Source organism: Enterobacter sp. MG-EB028 (genome assembly GCF_056673305.1).
The window spans coordinates 2,603,568-2,618,827 of record NZ_CP195079.1 but is presented as its reverse complement, the minus strand read 5'-3'; the positions used below and the strand labels follow the sequence as shown (position 1 = coordinate 2,618,827).

At 47.2% G+C, this 15,260-nt stretch carries 19 protein-coding genes and 2 pseudogenes; 16 read left to right on the top strand and 5 right to left on the bottom strand.

Going from position 1 to position 15,260, the window contains the following annotated elements; translation table 11 throughout:
- Positions 1 to 3: 3 nt before the first annotated feature.
- From ACR42C_RS12455 to ACR42C_RS12445, 3 genes are all read right to left on the bottom strand, one after another.
- Positions 4 to 243, bottom strand: coding sequence for a hypothetical protein (locus ACR42C_RS12455; RefSeq protein ID WP_237766822.1), 240 nt, complete (start codon positions 241 to 243; stop codon positions 4 to 6).
- A 253-nt stretch (positions 244 to 496) separates the two neighbouring features.
- Positions 497 to 1,177, bottom strand: a complete 681-nt coding sequence (locus ACR42C_RS12450; protein ID WP_316379257.1) for a hypothetical protein — start codon at positions 1,175 to 1,177, stop codon at positions 497 to 499.
- 137 nt (positions 1,178 to 1,314) lie between these two features.
- Positions 1,315 to 3,447 (bottom strand): YadA C-terminal domain-containing protein, encoded by a 2,133-nt coding sequence (locus ACR42C_RS12445; protein WP_479984161.1) that lies wholly within the window; start codon positions 3,445 to 3,447, stop codon positions 1,315 to 1,317.
- A gap of 1,229 nt (positions 3,448 to 4,676) precedes the next feature.
- Between ACR42C_RS12445 and ACR42C_RS12440 the strand changes: the two genes are divergently transcribed.
- The 4 genes and pseudogenes from ACR42C_RS12440 to ACR42C_RS12425 all read left to right on the top strand — a co-directional run bounded on the left by ACR42C_RS12440 (position 4,677) and on the right by ACR42C_RS12425 (position 6,680).
- The gene (locus ACR42C_RS12440; RefSeq protein WP_316379255.1) at positions 4,677 to 5,279 is read left to right on the top strand and encodes a DUF1367 family protein; all 603 of its coding nucleotides are present in this window, start codon (positions 4,677 to 4,679) and stop codon (positions 5,277 to 5,279) included.
- Positions 5,280 to 5,284: 5 nt separating this feature from the next.
- Positions 5,285 to 5,485 (top strand): hypothetical protein, encoded by a 201-nt coding sequence (locus tag ACR42C_RS12435; protein WP_316379254.1) that lies wholly within the window; start codon positions 5,285 to 5,287, stop codon positions 5,483 to 5,485.
- A gap of 2 nt (positions 5,486 to 5,487) precedes the next feature.
- Positions 5,488 to 5,850, top strand: a complete 363-nt coding sequence (gene rusA / locus ACR42C_RS12430) for a crossover junction endodeoxyribonuclease RusA (protein WP_248039431.1) — start codon at positions 5,488 to 5,490, stop codon at positions 5,848 to 5,850.
- Positions 5,847 to 6,680, top strand: a pseudogene (locus ACR42C_RS12425) (antitermination protein). The gene rusA and the pseudogene ACR42C_RS12425 overlap by 4 nt, the downstream one beginning before the upstream one ends.
- Before the next feature lie 158 nt (positions 6,681 to 6,838).
- Here ACR42C_RS12425 and ACR42C_RS12420 read toward each other — a convergent pair.
- The gene (locus ACR42C_RS12420; RefSeq protein ID WP_196352171.1) at positions 6,839 to 7,210 is read right to left on the bottom strand and encodes a hypothetical protein; all 372 of its coding nucleotides are present in this window, start codon (positions 7,208 to 7,210) and stop codon (positions 6,839 to 6,841) included.
- A 115-nt stretch (positions 7,211 to 7,325) separates the two neighbouring features.
- Between ACR42C_RS12420 and ACR42C_RS12415 the strand changes: the two genes are divergently transcribed.
- The 5 genes from ACR42C_RS12415 (at position 7,326) to ACR42C_RS12395 (ending at position 9,009) form a co-directional block, all read left to right on the top strand.
- Positions 7,326 to 7,550: a class II holin family protein gene (locus ACR42C_RS12415; RefSeq protein ID WP_248229714.1), complete on the top strand. Its 225-nt coding sequence runs from the start codon at positions 7,326 to 7,328 to the stop codon at positions 7,548 to 7,550.
- On the top strand, positions 7,528 to 8,022 hold the full coding sequence (locus ACR42C_RS12410) for a lysozyme (protein WP_479984160.1): 495 nt from the start codon (positions 7,528 to 7,530) through the stop codon (positions 8,020 to 8,022). Before ACR42C_RS12415 ends, ACR42C_RS12410 begins: the two co-directional genes overlap by 23 nt.
- The gene (locus tag ACR42C_RS12405) at positions 8,019 to 8,396 is read left to right on the top strand and encodes a DUF2570 domain-containing protein (protein WP_316379250.1); all 378 of its coding nucleotides are present in this window, start codon (positions 8,019 to 8,021) and stop codon (positions 8,394 to 8,396) included. The genes ACR42C_RS12410 and ACR42C_RS12405 overlap by 4 nt, the downstream gene beginning before the upstream one ends.
- On the top strand, positions 8,380 to 8,559 hold the full coding sequence (gene lysC, locus ACR42C_RS12400) for an Rz1-like lysis system protein LysC (RefSeq protein WP_420291326.1): 180 nt from the start codon (positions 8,380 to 8,382) through the stop codon (positions 8,557 to 8,559). Before ACR42C_RS12405 ends, lysC begins: the two co-directional genes overlap by 17 nt.
- An 81-nt stretch (positions 8,560 to 8,640) precedes the next feature.
- A complete protein-coding gene (locus ACR42C_RS12395) occupies positions 8,641 to 9,009 on the top strand; it encodes a hypothetical protein (RefSeq protein WP_316379249.1) in 369 nt (122 codons plus the stop codon).
- Positions 9,010 to 9,232: 223 nt separating this feature from the next.
- Here the strand turns inward: ACR42C_RS12395 and ACR42C_RS12390 are convergent, their stop codons facing one another.
- A complete protein-coding gene (locus tag ACR42C_RS12390) occupies positions 9,233 to 10,198 on the bottom strand; it encodes a S1 family peptidase (RefSeq protein WP_479984159.1) in 966 nt (321 codons plus the stop codon).
- Between the two features lie 15 nt (positions 10,199 to 10,213).
- Between ACR42C_RS12390 and ACR42C_RS12385 the strand changes: the two are divergent.
- From ACR42C_RS12385 to ACR42C_RS12355, 7 genes and pseudogenes are all read left to right on the top strand, one after another.
- Positions 10,214 to 11,008, top strand: a pseudogene (locus tag ACR42C_RS12385) (terminase small subunit); the annotation flags it as partial.
- 466 nt (positions 11,009 to 11,474) lie between these two features.
- Positions 11,475 to 13,100 carry a mechanosensitive ion channel domain-containing protein gene (locus ACR42C_RS12380; RefSeq protein WP_479984158.1) on the top strand — a complete coding sequence of 542 codons (1,626 nt, stop codon included), beginning with the start codon at positions 11,475 to 11,477 and terminating at the stop codon, positions 13,098 to 13,100.
- 134 nt (positions 13,101 to 13,234) lie between these two features.
- Positions 13,235 to 13,579 (top strand): DUF1294 domain-containing protein, encoded by a 345-nt coding sequence (locus tag ACR42C_RS12375; protein WP_479985197.1) that lies wholly within the window; start codon positions 13,235 to 13,237, stop codon positions 13,577 to 13,579.
- A gap of 95 nt (positions 13,580 to 13,674) precedes the next feature.
- Positions 13,675 to 14,097, top strand: coding sequence for a VOC family protein (locus ACR42C_RS12370; protein WP_116339591.1), 423 nt, complete (start codon positions 13,675 to 13,677; stop codon positions 14,095 to 14,097).
- Positions 14,098 to 14,162: 65 nt separating this feature from the next.
- Positions 14,163 to 14,360 (top strand): hypothetical protein, encoded by a 198-nt coding sequence (locus ACR42C_RS12365; protein WP_116339592.1) that lies wholly within the window; start codon positions 14,163 to 14,165, stop codon positions 14,358 to 14,360.
- Between the two features lie 3 nt (positions 14,361 to 14,363).
- Positions 14,364 to 14,786 (top strand): GFA family protein, encoded by a 423-nt coding sequence (locus ACR42C_RS12360; RefSeq protein WP_163329593.1) that lies wholly within the window; start codon positions 14,364 to 14,366, stop codon positions 14,784 to 14,786.
- 68 nt (positions 14,787 to 14,854) lie between these two features.
- Complete coding sequence (locus ACR42C_RS12355; protein WP_223239581.1) at positions 14,855 to 14,932, top strand: hypothetical protein; 78 nt, start codon at positions 14,855 to 14,857, stop codon at positions 14,930 to 14,932.
- Positions 14,933 to 15,260 lie beyond the last annotated feature (328 nt).

Sequence of the window (15,260 nt, the reverse complement as noted above, 5' to 3'; positions counted from 1 at the left end):
TTATTAATAACCTCTTTGATGATGTTTATGTGTTGTATCGGTGTTTACAGCGGCACTTGCATTTTCGTAAGCCTGTTTCTGTGCCGCAGCATTCAAGGTAGCTTGACGATTTTGTTCTGCGGTGTAGCAAGCGTCACGGCTTATGCCCTGAGCTTCACATTCGTAAATTCTTTCTGTGGTGGATTTACATCCAACGACTGTAAGAGCAAATGTTGCTAGTGCAATTTTGGTTGCCGATTTCACTTATAATTCCTTAAATTTAATAAACTAAGTAGGCATTTCAATTTTAAGAGCTTAAATCACTATGTAATAGCTAAAGAATTTTTTAATGCGTCGCTGAATGCTAGTTGTGACTTCTATAGATATTAGGACTGTGATTTTTAAAATTGTGTTTATGGGGTCGCATATACACACGCCAGTGATGCTAAAAGAGCCATAAACATTAATGTAGTTACTACACATACTGCCACCTTGAGATAATTTTCAAGTTTATGATTCATTTTCGGGTCAATCGCAACATAAAGTTAAGACCGCAGCGGGAACGACTCTGAAGCATTTCGGTTCCTACAAAGTAGGTCATGATTCGGTGCGTTTTAATTTGACAGCTATGCAGATCCTCCAGAAGAGGTGATTTGCGGTGAACTGACGTGTTCCCTATTAATATATATTCATCGACTTCTGAGATTATATGATGTTCGTCTACACCCACAGTATTACCTCCTAAATCATGACGCTTAGGGTCATATAGATGGTCTACCCACGCACCAATTACAACCTTAGGTTTATATTTTGCCACGGCTAATGAAGCCTCACATTTTTCAACATGCGAGCCAAAAGCGAAACTTGAGCAATTTTCATTGGTATCGTTTAGGTTTTTACTATCAGTTCCAGGTATTCCAAGTGCTCCTGAAATTCCTCCGTTACCAGCGCAAATCTCTATAGCTGATCGTCCATCGATGATTTGTTCAAGTTCCGTTATCAACTCATTAGTAGGAAATAAGTATATGTTGTGGGTTTGTCCGAAGAGCATCTTTTCGGCATTTGAATATTCAAGCCAAAATGAAGCTGGGCGAGGTATCAACACATTATTGTTGTCGAACATTGCATCTGTATGCAGCATATTTTGCATGCCATAGGTAATACATGGGACACCAGGAAAAGGCTGAGCATCATTCATAATATACCCTTTAACTGTAAGTCAATGATAATTCTGAACAAGAAGAACCTGACTGATGTACATAAGTACCCCCCTTTAGAAAGGGGGGAGATATTCACGACTTATGGATACCATTAGATAATATAAGTTTGTCTCGGTTACCAACCATAAGCTACACCAGCACCTATTACAAAGTTATGCTGAGTATCGTTTGAAACGGCTGCCTTAATAACGGTTGATCGCGAAACTCGAGCAGAAAAACCAACTGCCAGTGCACTTTCATTGTCTGTGTTACCAACACCAGCGCCAAGGTTGAAACTCTGTGACTCTAAGACCTGCGGGATAGTTGCTATTGCTGCAACGCCAGCAATGCCTGCGGAGGCGCGTTTACGGTTGCTCTCGACTTGGTTTTTCAACTTACCGAAGTTAGTTTGATTCTTCGACTCGAGATCGCTAATTCGCGCTTCGTGGTCAGAGAGTTCAGCGGTATGGCTGGCAACTACTTTATCGGTTTTTTCCTGTGCTGCTTTCCGTTCCGCGATGCGTTGATCTACATCTGCAGCCCGTTGCTGGTATGTACCTGTATCGACTTTCTGGCTGACAGCTGTTTGCAGTGTCTTGAAGTGCGTATCTTCTAACAGAGCGTTACGATTTACGTCGTTTGAAACATTATCAATTTTTGCGGTGTTATTACTTATAGCTCCAGCGTTTAAAGATATGTTTGCTTCGTTAGCCGTTTCAGCCTTTGTTGCACGCTGAGATTCGGTAGAGAGGTCCTTGGCGTTAGTAGCTACTTTTGTCTCTATGGCAGATACGGTGGAAGTATCTGCTTTCTGAGCTATCGCTGCTCTGTTCACTGCAATGTCTTTTGTGTTTGCATCTGCTTTGCCTTCAACTGCCAAGTCGTAAGCATGAGATGTGATTGCAAGTTGATTAACTTGTGCTGCGTCAGCCTTAACATCAATTTCTTTCTGAAGTTGGACATCTGCATCAGCGCGAGTTTTTCCTTCATCTTGCAAATCAGAAGTGATTTGAGATTCAGCGTCGGTGCGATCTTGTTTTTCTTGAGTAAGTTGGTTACTCAACGTCAAAGTGTTTGTATAAGCATGTTCTGACTGCACTTTGAGTCCGTCGAGATCGTAAGTTACCCCATTTTGTCCTTCAACAATGAAGGTGCCGTTATTGCCTGTCACGCTAGCATCAACGATTACCGGGACTGCATATTTAGCGCGGCCTGAAGTGTTAGCCATGCGGTTAGTTGCAGCAACTTCATTCTGATATTTTGCCGCTACTTCATTATGAAACTTTGCTGGCGTTTCATTGTTATATTTCCAGTTATCCGTATGCGCATTAACTGAATCTACCGGCACCGCCTGTTCTGCAGGTTTAGAAGGTACCGCTGCAGGAGTCGCGATCGGCGCGCGGTTTGGTGTGACAGTAGCGGTCACAACTGGCGCGTTTGGAACTGCAGCCGGGATGGCCTGAGGTGCGGCAACCGGCACCGCCTGTTCTGCAGGTTTAGAAGGTACCGCTGCAGGAGTCGCTAATGGCTTAATCTGAGATGGAATCTGTTCTTCTTCGACTTTCGACGGTATAGCTGCAGGTTTAGCTACAGCGGTGATTTCAGTCGGAGAAACCTGGTAAGCTCCTGCTGTGGGGATGGCTTGTGGAATTGCGTAAGGTGCGTAATTTGAGGGTGCGCCTGTATCAATTTTTACAACAGGTGCTGGCACTGCAACGGGCTTAGCATGTGGTGCACGTTGTGTTGGTACTGCGCTGGGCATCGGGGAAGGGGAAGCCGATGGAGAAATCTCTGGAGTAATTGAAGTAGGTGATTTCTGCTCAGGCGTCTGGCTAGTTATATTAATTTGTACTTTAGGAACAGAGGCTACAACGGTATTTGAAGGTGCTTTATGTTCAGGATTTTCATTCTGAAATTTAGCTGGAATTTCCCCTGCGTATTTCCAAGAATCATCATGAATAGATGCGGATTCCGATCCTGCCTGAGGATGCAGCCAATCTTTAATTGCAATCTTCTCAGCCATCACTGCCGTTTGTGCTGCTCTGGTGGCAGCATCAAGCTTAGATGCCGCATATGAACGTTCGCTTTCCGGCGCAGAATTATAGACATTCCGCCAGTGATTCATTTCTGCGATGGCTTTGTGTGAATTGCTCTGGGCATTGCTTACATTAACGGGTGTAGTGATGTAAGAGCCCGTGTCCGCATTAGTACTAGTTGCAATCGGTGCGATCACGCTTGCAATTACGAATGAAAGAATTGATTTTTTCATGATGATTGGTAGAATTCCAAACGCTGTAAACAGTTAGTTAAATGAGTTTGATCAAGCCTTTAGAAGGTTGCAGCCTTACTAAAAGCATGCTTTACATAGTCTTTATCGGGGTTGCAGCCTCGATAAAGACACTTAAAGTTGATAGACTTGGCTGAGACTTCCGCTTTACTTCTCTCCTTGCAGGGAGATCTAAAAGACTCAAGCAAGTATTCCATTACAATGTCGGCTTGGATATTAAATCCAATTGCCGAGTATTTCTATTTATTTTTTTTCATTGCAAATTAACTTCCGTTCTCTCTCTCATCCTCAGGATTTGATTAACATAAATATATTCTTGATATAAGGGAGTTTATTGCGATTTTATGTTAATTTTTGATATAAAATGTGAATTTTATGAGTTGATAGTTTAATTTAATTTGTTTGAATATTTAATGATTAAACATACTTATTACTGATGAGCTATAAATAGATAAAATAATGGGTGTTATTATTAGGAGTTAAATTAATTAATTTCATGACTCTTGTTGTCTATTGCAAGGCAATTCTTTCACTCGTAAGTGACATAAAAGTCAGTAATATTTGACAAGTGCCAGTATGCTTAATACGTAAGGCATGTCTTCGCCTTAAGTCTTTTTACAGATTTAAATAGTTACTCTTCGAAACTGTCACCCATATCCTCCTTCCAAACTTAAGCTCCTTATTGATGACTCACTACCATCAGATGAATAAAAAACCAACTAGTTTGAATGATGTAATCTCTTAACCAAGCCCTTCCATCTTGCAAGGCGCTGTTTATATATACAGTATTTTGTTGTATGTTTAGACTCTACAACATAGACGTAGCTTCTTTTCGGCATTCTCATTTGCATTTTTTGGCATCAATATCTTGACGCTATATGAGGGTTTAACACTGCCGGAAGGTTGGTTTCACAGTGAACAAAGAAGGGAGGAGGTTGTGAACAAACTTCAAGAACAGGGCGACTGGTACGATATAGTAAGAAGATCGGATGGCATGCTTATTGGCTCAGTTCCACTCCAAAGTCGTTGTCTTCTTTATACTCGAAATGGAATTGTTTCTTGCCGACCGTTGTTGGAGGATGAAGGGATTTTCAATATATCCTCCGGAACCCGCTTTCTTCGCCGCCTTGGCTACCGAATCACGGAGCCCTCTGATATCATAAATCCGACGGACTGAACACCCGTTGACCTGATGCGCCACGGAGAGAACCATGGCGCTAGAATTACAACTTATCAAACACCACTCAGGAATACTGATCCCGGCTACGCCCGAGACCAGCGATATCCTGCAATCAAAAAACCGGCTCGGCGATGTTCTTGTTGCAGAGTTCAGGCGGGTACGAAACCCGGCATTTCACCGGCGCTTTTTCGCGCTTCTCAATCTCGGTTTTGAATACTGGGAACTAACCGGCGGGGCTATATCTAGCAACGAGCGGAAGCTGATCACCGGCTACGCCAAGTTCCTTGCTTCATATGGCGGGAATGAGGGTGCGCTGATCGATGCTGCTGAGCAGTATCTTGAGCAGGTTGCTTACCGGCGCGTCACGAATGGCATTAGCCTGTGCAAATCCTTCGATGCTTACCGCGCCTGGGTGATTATTCAGGCCGGGCATTACGACGCTATCAAACTTCCGGATGGCACACTTCAGAAGCACCCACGCAGTATTTCATTCGCCAACATGGACGAAATTGAGTTCCAGCAGCTGTACAAGGCCGCGCTTGATGTCCTCTGGCGCTGGATATTATCCAAAGCATTCAGGGACCAGCGCGAGGCGGAGAATGCCGCTGCGCAACTCATGAGCTTTGCGGGGTGACGGGAATGAAGAAGACCTGGTTCCACCACACCGATTGCAGCACCGAACAGGCCGACGATCTGGTTAAGCGTTACAAAGCGCGCGGCGTCCGTGTTGAGCGTAGCCTTAACCCGGATTACGTGACATGGACTGTCAGTGCATTCCTTCCGACCTCAAATACACCAGCGCGCCCTGACAGCCGCTGGCGAAACCGGATGTGGGGGTGAACGTGAAGACATATCAAATCACTTTGCCCTGGCCGCCGAGCAATAACCGGTATTACCGGCACAACCGCGGGCGCACTCACATTAGCGCTGATGGCGTAGCGTATCGCTATGCGGTCGCCAGTGTCATTCGAAGCGCCCGGCTTAATATTCGCACGGCCGCACCACTCAAAATCCGAATTGAATGTCACATGCCCGACCGCCGTCGCCGCGATCTGGATAATCTGCAGAAAGCTGCATTTGACGCTTTAACAAAGGCGGGATTCTGGCTGGATGACTGCCAGGTTGTCGACTATCGCGTTATGAAAATGCCTGTCATTAAGGGCGGGAAATTAGAACTCACTATTACCGAGCTGGAGACCGCATGAATCTTGAAAGCACTCTCAAATATCACTTCGCCAAATCGACAATGATTAGCGACTCTCCGCGTGCTACTGCGTCAGACTCATTAACCGGGACGGATATCATGGCTGCCATGGGGATGACGCAGGAACGGGCAGCCTTGGGTTACAGCGCTTTTCTCGGGAAGATGGGTATCAGCAAGAATGACCGGGAGAGGGCGATCGAATTGCTGGCCCAGTATGCGCTGACCAGGTGCGATCGGGTGGCTGCACTGCGCAAACTGGATGCCGGGGTTAAGCCACTGGTGATGCATCAACTGGCCACCTTCGCGTTCGAGGACTATTCCCGCAGCGCCGCCAGCGTGAAGCAGTGCGATGGCTGCAATGGGGAAGGGTTTATTGACGCTGAGGTTTTCAGCATGAAGTCTCACACTCCGGCAAAAGAGAAGAAGTTCGTGAAGATGTCTTTGCACATGGGCGCGGAGGATATTCGACCTTCTGAGTATGAGGTGCGTAGGTAGGTCATGGAGGTAGCGCGCGTTCTCTGCCCTCAGTGCAAGGGTAAGAAGGTTGTAAGTTGTGCCTGTAAAGATTGCCATGGACGCGGGAAAACCGTTAATCAGGTTCTTACTGAACAGCAGGGTGTGCCGGTTCTGGCTGATTGCAAGCGCTGCAGTGGGCGGGGGTTTGAGCGAATTCCATCAACTGAGGCTTACGCCGCGATGTGCCAGATAACGGATGCAATCACCCTCGATACCTGGAAGAAGTCTGTTAAGCCATTCTACGACCAGCTCATCACCAAGTTTGATATCGAAGAGGCGTGGGCTGATGCGCAGCTGAAGCAGATAACAAAATAGGGTGTGAATTTATCGTGAGCTATTTACTTTTCCCGAATGTGTGGTAATTTTGCTCTAACGATGGGTTATTGCCTTCGTTTAAAGCCCTGCGGTTAACCCCGTGGGGCTTTTTTTATACCTTCAAAACAACTCTGTACACCAGCTAGGAACTCATGAAACTATTTTTTAACTAAAATAGCTTTACCATCTTCAAGAGATTCAACCTTATATTTCCTTAAGTTTTTAATCGCCGTTAAGGATCCTGCGCCAGTTACAATTGCAATTGCTGCGGTAGTTGCTGGTAATCCAATGCTGGCAACAGCTGCCGGTGCAAACATTAATGATAAAGTTGAGCTAGTTCCCCCCGTCGCAGGCGTCATAACAAATGCAGCGTATGCGATGCTGATTGCGCCGATAGCAATTGCCCAGGAAACCGCGCCACTGGCCACGATTTTTACCGTTCCCTTGGTGATATCACCAGTGACTTCAATTTTGTTTGAATCACAGGCTATTGCTTTTGCAAGATCTTTGTAAGTAGATACTGTCTGCATAAAATTTCCCAGATTAAATGTTCATATCATTATCGGTAGAACACACTCTCAGCTTTAGTCATTACGGCTAATCATCTTCAAACATTCAACACCCGCAGCATCGCGAGGTGAGAGCATGTATCGCATGGACAAAATAACCACAGGTGCTGCATATGGCGCTTCAGCCGGTAGCATCCTAAACGGTATGCTGAATGCCTATAGCCCCGAGCAGTGGAACGCTATCGGCGTGCTGGTGGGTATCATCATTGCAGTGATGACGTACCTGACAAACCTCTATTTCAAAATCCGCGAAGACAACCGCCGCAGCAGGAGCCGAGATGAACCCGACACTCAGAAATAAGCTGGTGGGCGTCATTGTTGGTGGATCCAGCGCAATAACTATTGCAGCAGTCATGCTGGGTAATGCAGATGGTCTTGAAGGGCGTCGTTATTACGCTTATCAGGATGTCGTCGGTGTCTGGACTGTTTGCGATGGGCACACCGGCGCTGACATTCGCCGCGGTCACAGATACACCGATAAAGAATGTGACGCTTTGCTTCAATCCGACCTGCGCAAGGTAGCTGCAGCTATCGACCCGCTGATTAAAGTCCATATTCCCGAAACCACTCGGGCCGCGCTTTACTCCTTCACCTATAACGTGGGAACGGGAGCATTTAGCAGATCGACGCTGCTGAAAAAATTAAATTCCGGCGACGTTCCGGGTGCATGCAAAGAACTGAAGCGCTGGACGTATGCCGGTGGAAAGCAGTGGAAGGGACTGGTAACCCGCCGAGAGATTGAGCGTGAAGTTTGCGAGTGGGGCCAGAAATGAGCCGATTAACCCCAATCATTTGCGCTGTCGTAATTTGTCTGCTGGGTTCCATGGCTTGGTCAATTAACCACTACCGTGGCAACGCCATCATCTACAAAGACCAGCGCGATAAGGCGACGGTCCGTGCAGAAACATCGGAGGCGATCACCAGCAACGTGATCACCACGATGAACCTCATTCGTGACATCTCACAGGCTACCCAGAATGCAAAGAACGAACTGGCTCAAAAGGGCGAGACTCGCATTGTCTACATCAGGCAGGCGCTTGAAGGCGATCCGTGCGCTAACCAACTTGTTCCTTCTGCCGCTGCTGACAGCCTGCGGGAATACGCAGACAGTCTACGTCCCGGCTCCGGTAGTGCCGATAAGCGCTGACCTGACTGCAGATACTCCGATCCCAGGAATGGCCGTGCCATTCACTTGGCAGGCAAGTCTGGAGTTAAACGCTCAGCTCTATACGGCGCTGGGGCAGTGCAATCTGGATAAGGCGGCGATAAGACGTTTTGAGTTGCTACGCACTGAAAGAGTAACTAAATAATTTGTTTCAATAGACTGTGTAACCTAAATTTTTCTAATTTTGATCCGATACAAGTAGGATGACCGCAAAAGAGGGCTAGACATGTCATCCTTAGTAATCGTTTTGGATAAAGTCGTAAAAGAAGAGGTTGCTAGTAAGTCACTATCTCTTTACGAATCAATAAAAGTGATTTATGGCGCACTCACAAATGGGTGCACTGGTATGCAAAAGAGTGAATATTTCCTTGAGATATCGTACTCAGATACCGAAAAGGAAAGGGTTGTATATAAAACAACCAAAAAATATATGCCCTCAGGAGAAGAAAACTTACTTGAAGGAACAGAAGATTTGAGGGATGAGAAAATAATCATGCTTGCACATAAATTATCATCCAAGGGATATAAACTCGACGAGTCTCAGCTTGCCCTATTCATGAACGACAAAATTCATCGTTTCATTGCAAAGAAGTAAACTATTACCGCCTACGGGCGGTTTTTTATTGCCATCACAATGAATAGCCATGCTAGGCATGGCGATAATACTATTAGTAAATGACTACGTAAACTTCCAAAAAAATCATAAAAAAGGTAATGATACACAGTTTCTACTAAATTACCCTAACCATTCAAAAGGAATGAGCCTTCTACCACGAGCAGTTAGGATGTTTTAGTTTGTTATAATAAAATCCACGCAATTAAGTGGTTTTAATTGGAGGGTAAGGATGATGGGTTTTAATCCCATTTCTTAATAAATCTTCTAACAAAGGTAATGGCCATACAATACCAATTTGAGGGTCTTTTGAAGCAAAAGTTATTCTACCGGAGTATATCCCCATCAATCTGAAATATTTAAATTTTCTTATCTGTTTAATATAATCAGGTTCAATGCCTGAAATTTTTGTTATCGCTTCCTTGTCACCAGTTAGACTTTTTTTATATAAAGACTCATATTTTGGATTGTAAATATAACCATCACGATCTTCGCTTGCGAATACAGGAGAGCCAGACATGCCTGGGTTGGTGAATGTATCGATGTAAATTTTTTGAATTCCTTCAGAAATAAGCTGAGGCTCGCTTGCAATAGTACCCTTTTTCCATATTGGCAGATTTGGTGAGACACTTTGCCCCCACGGGTATCCGACAATGAATAAGTTTGATGTGACATCTACTGCAATGTCATCCACTAATTCAATATCTTTTTGAGTTGTGATGGCACACCGCTGACTCTCGCGAATATCTATTTTTAGGGCAACTAAGTCAATGCCTTTATTTCTATCCTTGTGTTCAATGAAAACAGAATCTTCATCGATGCTTATATGAATGTTGGCTGCAACCCCATGCTCTTGCCCATCAAAGTAAGGGATGTCAAAAGAAATGCGATCAGGTGAGTCTGGATAACCCTCTAGCAAGCACTCTGGATTTTTGGGCTCTCTACCTGTAAATACATGATAATTTGTAATAAGGAAGTAATCCTTCTCATGCTCATAGAAAAAACCTGTGCCTGATCCAATGACTATTCCATTTTTAAATAAGCATAAATTCAAAGAGAAAAGGGAGATTTTCGAAATTCCCATAACATCCTCATAATCTGTTAGCTGAGATATTTTTCGGCTCAGCAGTATACATTGTTGCAAGACTAACACTAAGCGGAACATGTTCATCAATAGGTTCTTACAATGGCAAAACCAGACTGGGGCGAGCTTCAGCAACGGTTCCTGTCCGAACATGCCGCAACCGGCGTATCACCAAAGTAATGGTGTGAAGCGCAGGGACTGAATTACGCTACCGCCCGTCGATATATCAAAAAACCGTCTGCGCAAACTGCGCAAAAACCTGCGCAGAAAAAAATGCGCACTGCGCAGAAAGATAAAAGCGCAAATGAGCTGGTGGATGATGATGGACTTACTGCTCAGCAGCGCTTATTTGTCGCGGAATACCTGAAAGACAACAACGCCACCGCTGCCGCTGCGCGTGCTGGCTATAGTGACCCAAACTACGGTCGTCAGCTCATAGCGAATCCTAACGTTGCGCAGGCCATTGCGCAGCAGCAGAAAGCCTCCATTATGCGCACGCTTGGCAGTGCCGATGAAGTCCTCGCGCAGATGTGGCAGCTCGCCACCTTCGATGCAAATCAGCTTTCGCAGTATCGCCGCGGTGCGTGTCGTTACTGCTGGGGTTTCGGTCACCACTACCAGTGGCGTGATGCCGTGGAGTTCGAAGAGAAAAGACTCGAGGCTATTGAACGTGACAGACGTGAACCAGAGGATTCTGGTGGTTACGGTTACGACCACAACAAAGAGCCAAATCCTGAATGCCCGCGCTGCAACCGCGATGGCATTGGCCAGCCTTACTTCGCTGACACAAGGAAACTCCCGGCTGCTTCCAGACTCGCCTATTCAGGCGTAAAGGTCGGCAAGAACGGCGTCGAAATTACAGCCATCATTTCGCGCCGACGTACCCGCAGATCCGTGACATCTTCTACCCGACGATTGAAGAGGTGGCCTTCGACTGGGGGCTGAGCGTCAAAATCAACGAGGGTAATCGCTATGGAAGCCAAAAGAGTAAACGTGAGCGTGAGGGGAGACGCTGAGGAATCAAGGTAACCCCCTTGCGCAATCTTCGAATTGTCATAGCCGATTTACAGCTAAGAGTAGTGCCTTTCATTACAAATACAACGCGTTAATTTTCGGCAAGTAACTTGCTGATTGTGTATCACCACTTATATTTATTCATGCTTCCTTTCATTAAGCGCTTAATAACAAAAACCTCTATGTGATGTAGCAGAACGTTGAGAGGTTTTAAGAAATTCAACATGATAGCCAAGAGCTTTGCCCTGCGAACGGTATTTCTCGCAGGGACGATTTCCACGGTTGTCGGTCGGCATGGTGTTAATACAATGCCTGGTGAAAATGCATAATTCATAAAATACAGGTAGATATGAACAGGATAGTGCTCGCTCTGTTGTTATTTATTATCTATTTCCCTGCTCATCCCGTTTTGGCTGCCGAACCCCGACAGGAACCGACTGAAAGTGAGCGGGCACGCACGCTATATATCTTCCATCAACCGATCGTCATGCTGCAGGCAAAGTTCGGTTTCACCACGCCAGAAGAGCGTGTATTACGGATTCGAAATACGTTACGTAATTTCTCGCAGGAAGATGTTAGCAAACCTCTGACAATTATCCCTGTCACCCGGTATAACCAGCAGGGAAGACTGTTCGTGATGAATGGTAAGCCGGTCATGCTGCTGACAGAATCAGATCTGGATGAAGGGGACGATCTTACCCTGGATCAGGCCGCTCAGCGCGTGCTGGCACGTCTGGAAGCGCAGCGTAACTCACTTCGCGATCAATATGATACCCGATGGCTGCTGCTTTCCACCGCTAAGACTGCGACCGGTATTTTGATTTGGTTCCTGCTTGGCTATGTTGCGTTGCGCTCCTGGAAATGGGTAAGAGGGCACTATCGTCGAAAGGTCGCGGAGAAGCGGAGCTGGGTACCCCAACGCTGGCGCCGTTTCATCGGCCTCATCGAAGCGCGTCTGTACGGCCTGTTGATGTTGGTTGTGATGATTTTGGCTTTTTACGGCTGGCTTAGCTGGTCGTTCAGCCTGTTTCCCTGGACGCGAGTCTGGGCAACATCGTTGGGTGACTGGACGTTGCATGTCATACGGCAGATTGCCTTAGCCGTTGCCTCTGCGCTGCCAGGACTGGCAATTGTTTTCATCATCTTCACGATCACTGCGGTAATCCTCAAAGTGTTAAAGGTGGTACTCAACCAGGTAGAAGTGGGGCGTTTACAGTTTCCAGGGCTGCACCCTGAAACCGTCGGGGCGACCAGAAAACTTCTCTCAGTTGTGGTGTGGTTGTTCGCGCTCTCCGCCGCATACCCGTTTCTTCCCGGGGCCAATTCGCTGGCCTTTAAGGGCATAAGCGTCTTCTTTGGTCTGATGCTGACGCTGGGTTCTGCTGGGGTGATGAATCATGCGATGAGCGGTCTAGTACTGATTTATTCGCGCGCGTTGCGCAAGGGCGACGTCATTCGGGTCGCTGATAACGAAGGGAAGGTGAGCGAAATTGGTATGCTCGCCACCAAAATTATCACCCGCGAAAACTATGTGGTCACCGTGCCCAACGCCGTCGTGGTGAGCGGCAAGATAACGAACCTCAGCGCCCAAAACAATGACGGCAGCGTCAACTTAACCGTAAGCGTCACCATTGGGTATGACACCCCCTGGCGGCAGGTGCATGCCATGCTTGAGCTGGCCGCCAGGCGGACAGCGTGCGTGGATCCTTCGACGCCGCCGCTGGTGCGTCAGCTGTCGCTAATGGACTGGTATATCGCCTATGAGCTTCAGGTCAGGCTGCTACCCGGGCAGCCTCTGGCCGTCGCGCGCAATGCGCTGTTCAGCAACATTCAGGATGTCTTTAACGAATATAACGTGCAAATCATGTCGCCCAACTTTGTCATGCAGCCTGAAGGAAGCGTCATGGTCGCCAAAGAAAACTGGTATTCCGCTCCTGCCGTCGCACCGAGCGGGACGCATAACGCTGACAAGTGAGGGCGTGAGGACGGCGCAGGACAATAGAGTTGCTGAATGGGTATGTTTGACGAAAGATGGCCTCAGGCTGATACATGCGTAAGAAAGCGTATAATGCCTTTCGAAATCCGCATACCTGTCCAGTGGCTGTCACTATGACTTTGAATCGTTTTTGCTTTTTGCTCCTGTTCATCGCTGCAGCTGGCAGCGTTTTTACCGCGTATCCCTGCGCCATGTGGTTCTTGCTGATTAACGTTCTGACGATAGCGATTTACGGCGCCGATAAAACCGCTGCGCGGAAAGGGATGCGCAGGGTACCGGAGAGGACGTTACTGGTATTTGGTATTGTAGGCGGGTGGCCTGGCGCTATTGTGGGCCAACAGCTCTTTCGCAATAAAACGCAGAAGCAGCCATTCAAAACCTGGTTTTTACTGAGCGTCATCGTAAGCGTCTCGGCTACGGCGGGGCTGTATTATTTTTATCCCTTCATCCCCAATTGAGCATCAGCAGGACCGCACAAATTCACCGTTGACCTCAAGTTAACTTGAGCTTTTAAGATGGCTTCGACACGTTAATAGAGGAGTAACATCTTAAAATGAAAGACATTGACGTAGGATTCACTCATGTTGCGTTTATGGTCCGGGATCTGGAGAAGAGCGTTGCTTTCTACCGCCGATATGCCGGGATGGAGGTCATTCACTCGCGTGAGCCCGATCTTCCCGATGTCCGCAAAGTGGCGTGGCTGACTGACCATACGCGTCCTTTTGCGCTGGTTCTGGTGCAGTCTGACAACGTGACCGATACGCCGCTGGGGCATTTTGGCCACCTTGGGATTGCCTGCGCCACGCGTGAAGAAATTGACAGAAAAACCGCGATGGCCATCGAAGAAGGAGCGTTACGGAAAGCACCGGAAGATCTGGGCGATCCCGTTGGGTATTATGTATTCTTTGCCGATCCCGATGGAAATACCTTAGAGCTCTCGTACGGCCAGCGCGTCGGGCTGACAGCGATTCAGTGAATACTGCCTGACGCTGAGTTTTTAAAAATCCTGCTACGCTTGTTTGTTGTATCAGGAGCATGAGTATGAAGAACAAAGACGAACAAACAGGATTAGTGGGGCTGGCGATCGGTGCCGCCGTTATTGGGCTGGTTTCCGCCCAGAGACCGATCGATCGCGACAGCATTGTTGAAGAGCTGGTCAGGCTCGGCAGGCAGAAAGGCGATGGTGTAGAAGATGAGGTTTTCGTTAAGGCCGCCGAGTTGGTGAGAAAAGGGGTCTAACCGATGACAGATATTCGTCATGCACAGTGCCATTGTGGCGCGGTGGCATTTACCGTCGAACTCACGGACGGTTTTAATACTGCGCGGCGCTGCAGTTGCTCTTTTTGCCGCATGCGGGGCGCAGTTGTGGTCTCTGCACCGTTGTCGGGTATTACCGTAACCAGAGGTGAGGATAAGCTGACGGAGTACCGGTTCAACACGGGGACTGCGCGGCATTTCTTTTGCTCGGTCTGTGGGATATACACGTTCCATCAGCGTCGCTCTAACCCAAATGAATACGGCGTCAATGTGGCCTGTTTTGAAAATGTGTCGCCGTTTGATTTCCCCGAAGTGACGGTGATGGACGGCGTGAACCATCCGAGCGATGGTGAAAGCGGCGTTTTTGGTTACCTCTCGTTTCGCAAAAAAGAGAGCAATATAGGTTGATTACCGCCTGGCCAGGATCTGTTCACACTGGCTATAGTGGGAAGTGGTTAACTGAAACAGGAGACATTATGCTCTGTGTTGAAAAAGACGATCCGCGCGAGGCCCCCGAATCAGGGGATAAAAAACCTCAACCCGTGAAAAAGTAACGCTCGAAATGCGTATGACCGCCACCGGCAAAGCTGGTGGCTTTTTTCTGGGAATAACTGTTAATGGCGATCCAGATGGTTTAACAGCGTGCCGAGATGCCCGACAATATCGCGAAAATCAAAGATCAACGCCATCCATAAACACGCCAGAAGAGTCAGTATGGTAACGGATATGCGGCCAAACAACGCTATCATCCTTAGTGAAGAAGGGGATATGCGCGCAGTCTAACCCGTTTTCTTTCAACTTATCCTCAACAATACCGAAATAAAGCGCTCTTTTGAGACGAAAATCAAAAAAGAATGAGCCCGCGTAACGCTGCGGGCTCTG

Bases quoted from the DNA above. Each gene is read 5' to 3' on its own strand.
- ACR42C_RS12390 (WP_479984159.1), bottom strand. From the start codon at position 10,198: ATGAACATGTTCCGCTTAGTGTTAGTCTTGCAACAATGTATACTGCTG.
- ACR42C_RS12420 (WP_196352171.1), bottom strand. From the start codon at position 7,210: ATGCAGACAGTATCTACTTACAAAGATCTTGCAAAAGCAATAGCCTGT.
- ACR42C_RS12440 (WP_316379255.1), top strand. From the start codon at position 4,677: ATGGCGCTAGAATTACAACTTATCAAACACCACTCAGGAATACTGATC.
- ACR42C_RS12380 (WP_479984158.1), top strand. From the start codon at position 11,475: ATGAACAGGATAGTGCTCGCTCTGTTGTTATTTATTATCTATTTCCCT.
- ACR42C_RS12375 (WP_479985197.1), top strand. From the start codon at position 13,235: ATGACTTTGAATCGTTTTTGCTTTTTGCTCCTGTTCATCGCTGCAGCT.
- ACR42C_RS12355 (WP_223239581.1), top strand. From the start codon at position 14,855: ATGCTCTGTGTTGAAAAAGACGATCCGCGCGAGGCCCCCGAATCAGGG.
- ACR42C_RS12360 (WP_163329593.1), top strand. From the start codon at position 14,364: ATGACAGATATTCGTCATGCACAGTGCCATTGTGGCGCGGTGGCATTT.
- ACR42C_RS12415 (WP_248229714.1), top strand. From the start codon at position 7,326: ATGTATCGCATGGACAAAATAACCACAGGTGCTGCATATGGCGCTTCA.
- ACR42C_RS12405 (WP_316379250.1), top strand. From the start codon at position 8,019: ATGAGCCGATTAACCCCAATCATTTGCGCTGTCGTAATTTGTCTGCTG.
- ACR42C_RS12445 (WP_479984161.1), bottom strand. From the start codon at position 3,447: ATGAAAAAATCAATTCTTTCATTCGTAATTGCAAGCGTGATCGCACCG.
- ACR42C_RS12435 (WP_316379254.1), top strand. From the start codon at position 5,285: ATGAAGAAGACCTGGTTCCACCACACCGATTGCAGCACCGAACAGGCC.
- ACR42C_RS12395 (WP_316379249.1), top strand. From the start codon at position 8,641: ATGTCATCCTTAGTAATCGTTTTGGATAAAGTCGTAAAAGAAGAGGTT.
- ACR42C_RS12365 (WP_116339592.1), top strand. From the start codon at position 14,163: ATGAAGAACAAAGACGAACAAACAGGATTAGTGGGGCTGGCGATCGGT.
- ACR42C_RS12370 (WP_116339591.1), top strand. From the start codon at position 13,675: ATGAAAGACATTGACGTAGGATTCACTCATGTTGCGTTTATGGTCCGG.
- ACR42C_RS12450 (WP_316379257.1), bottom strand. From the start codon at position 1,177: ATGAATGATGCTCAGCCTTTTCCTGGTGTCCCATGTATTACCTATGGC.
- ACR42C_RS12410 (WP_479984160.1), top strand. From the start codon at position 7,528: ATGAACCCGACACTCAGAAATAAGCTGGTGGGCGTCATTGTTGGTGGA.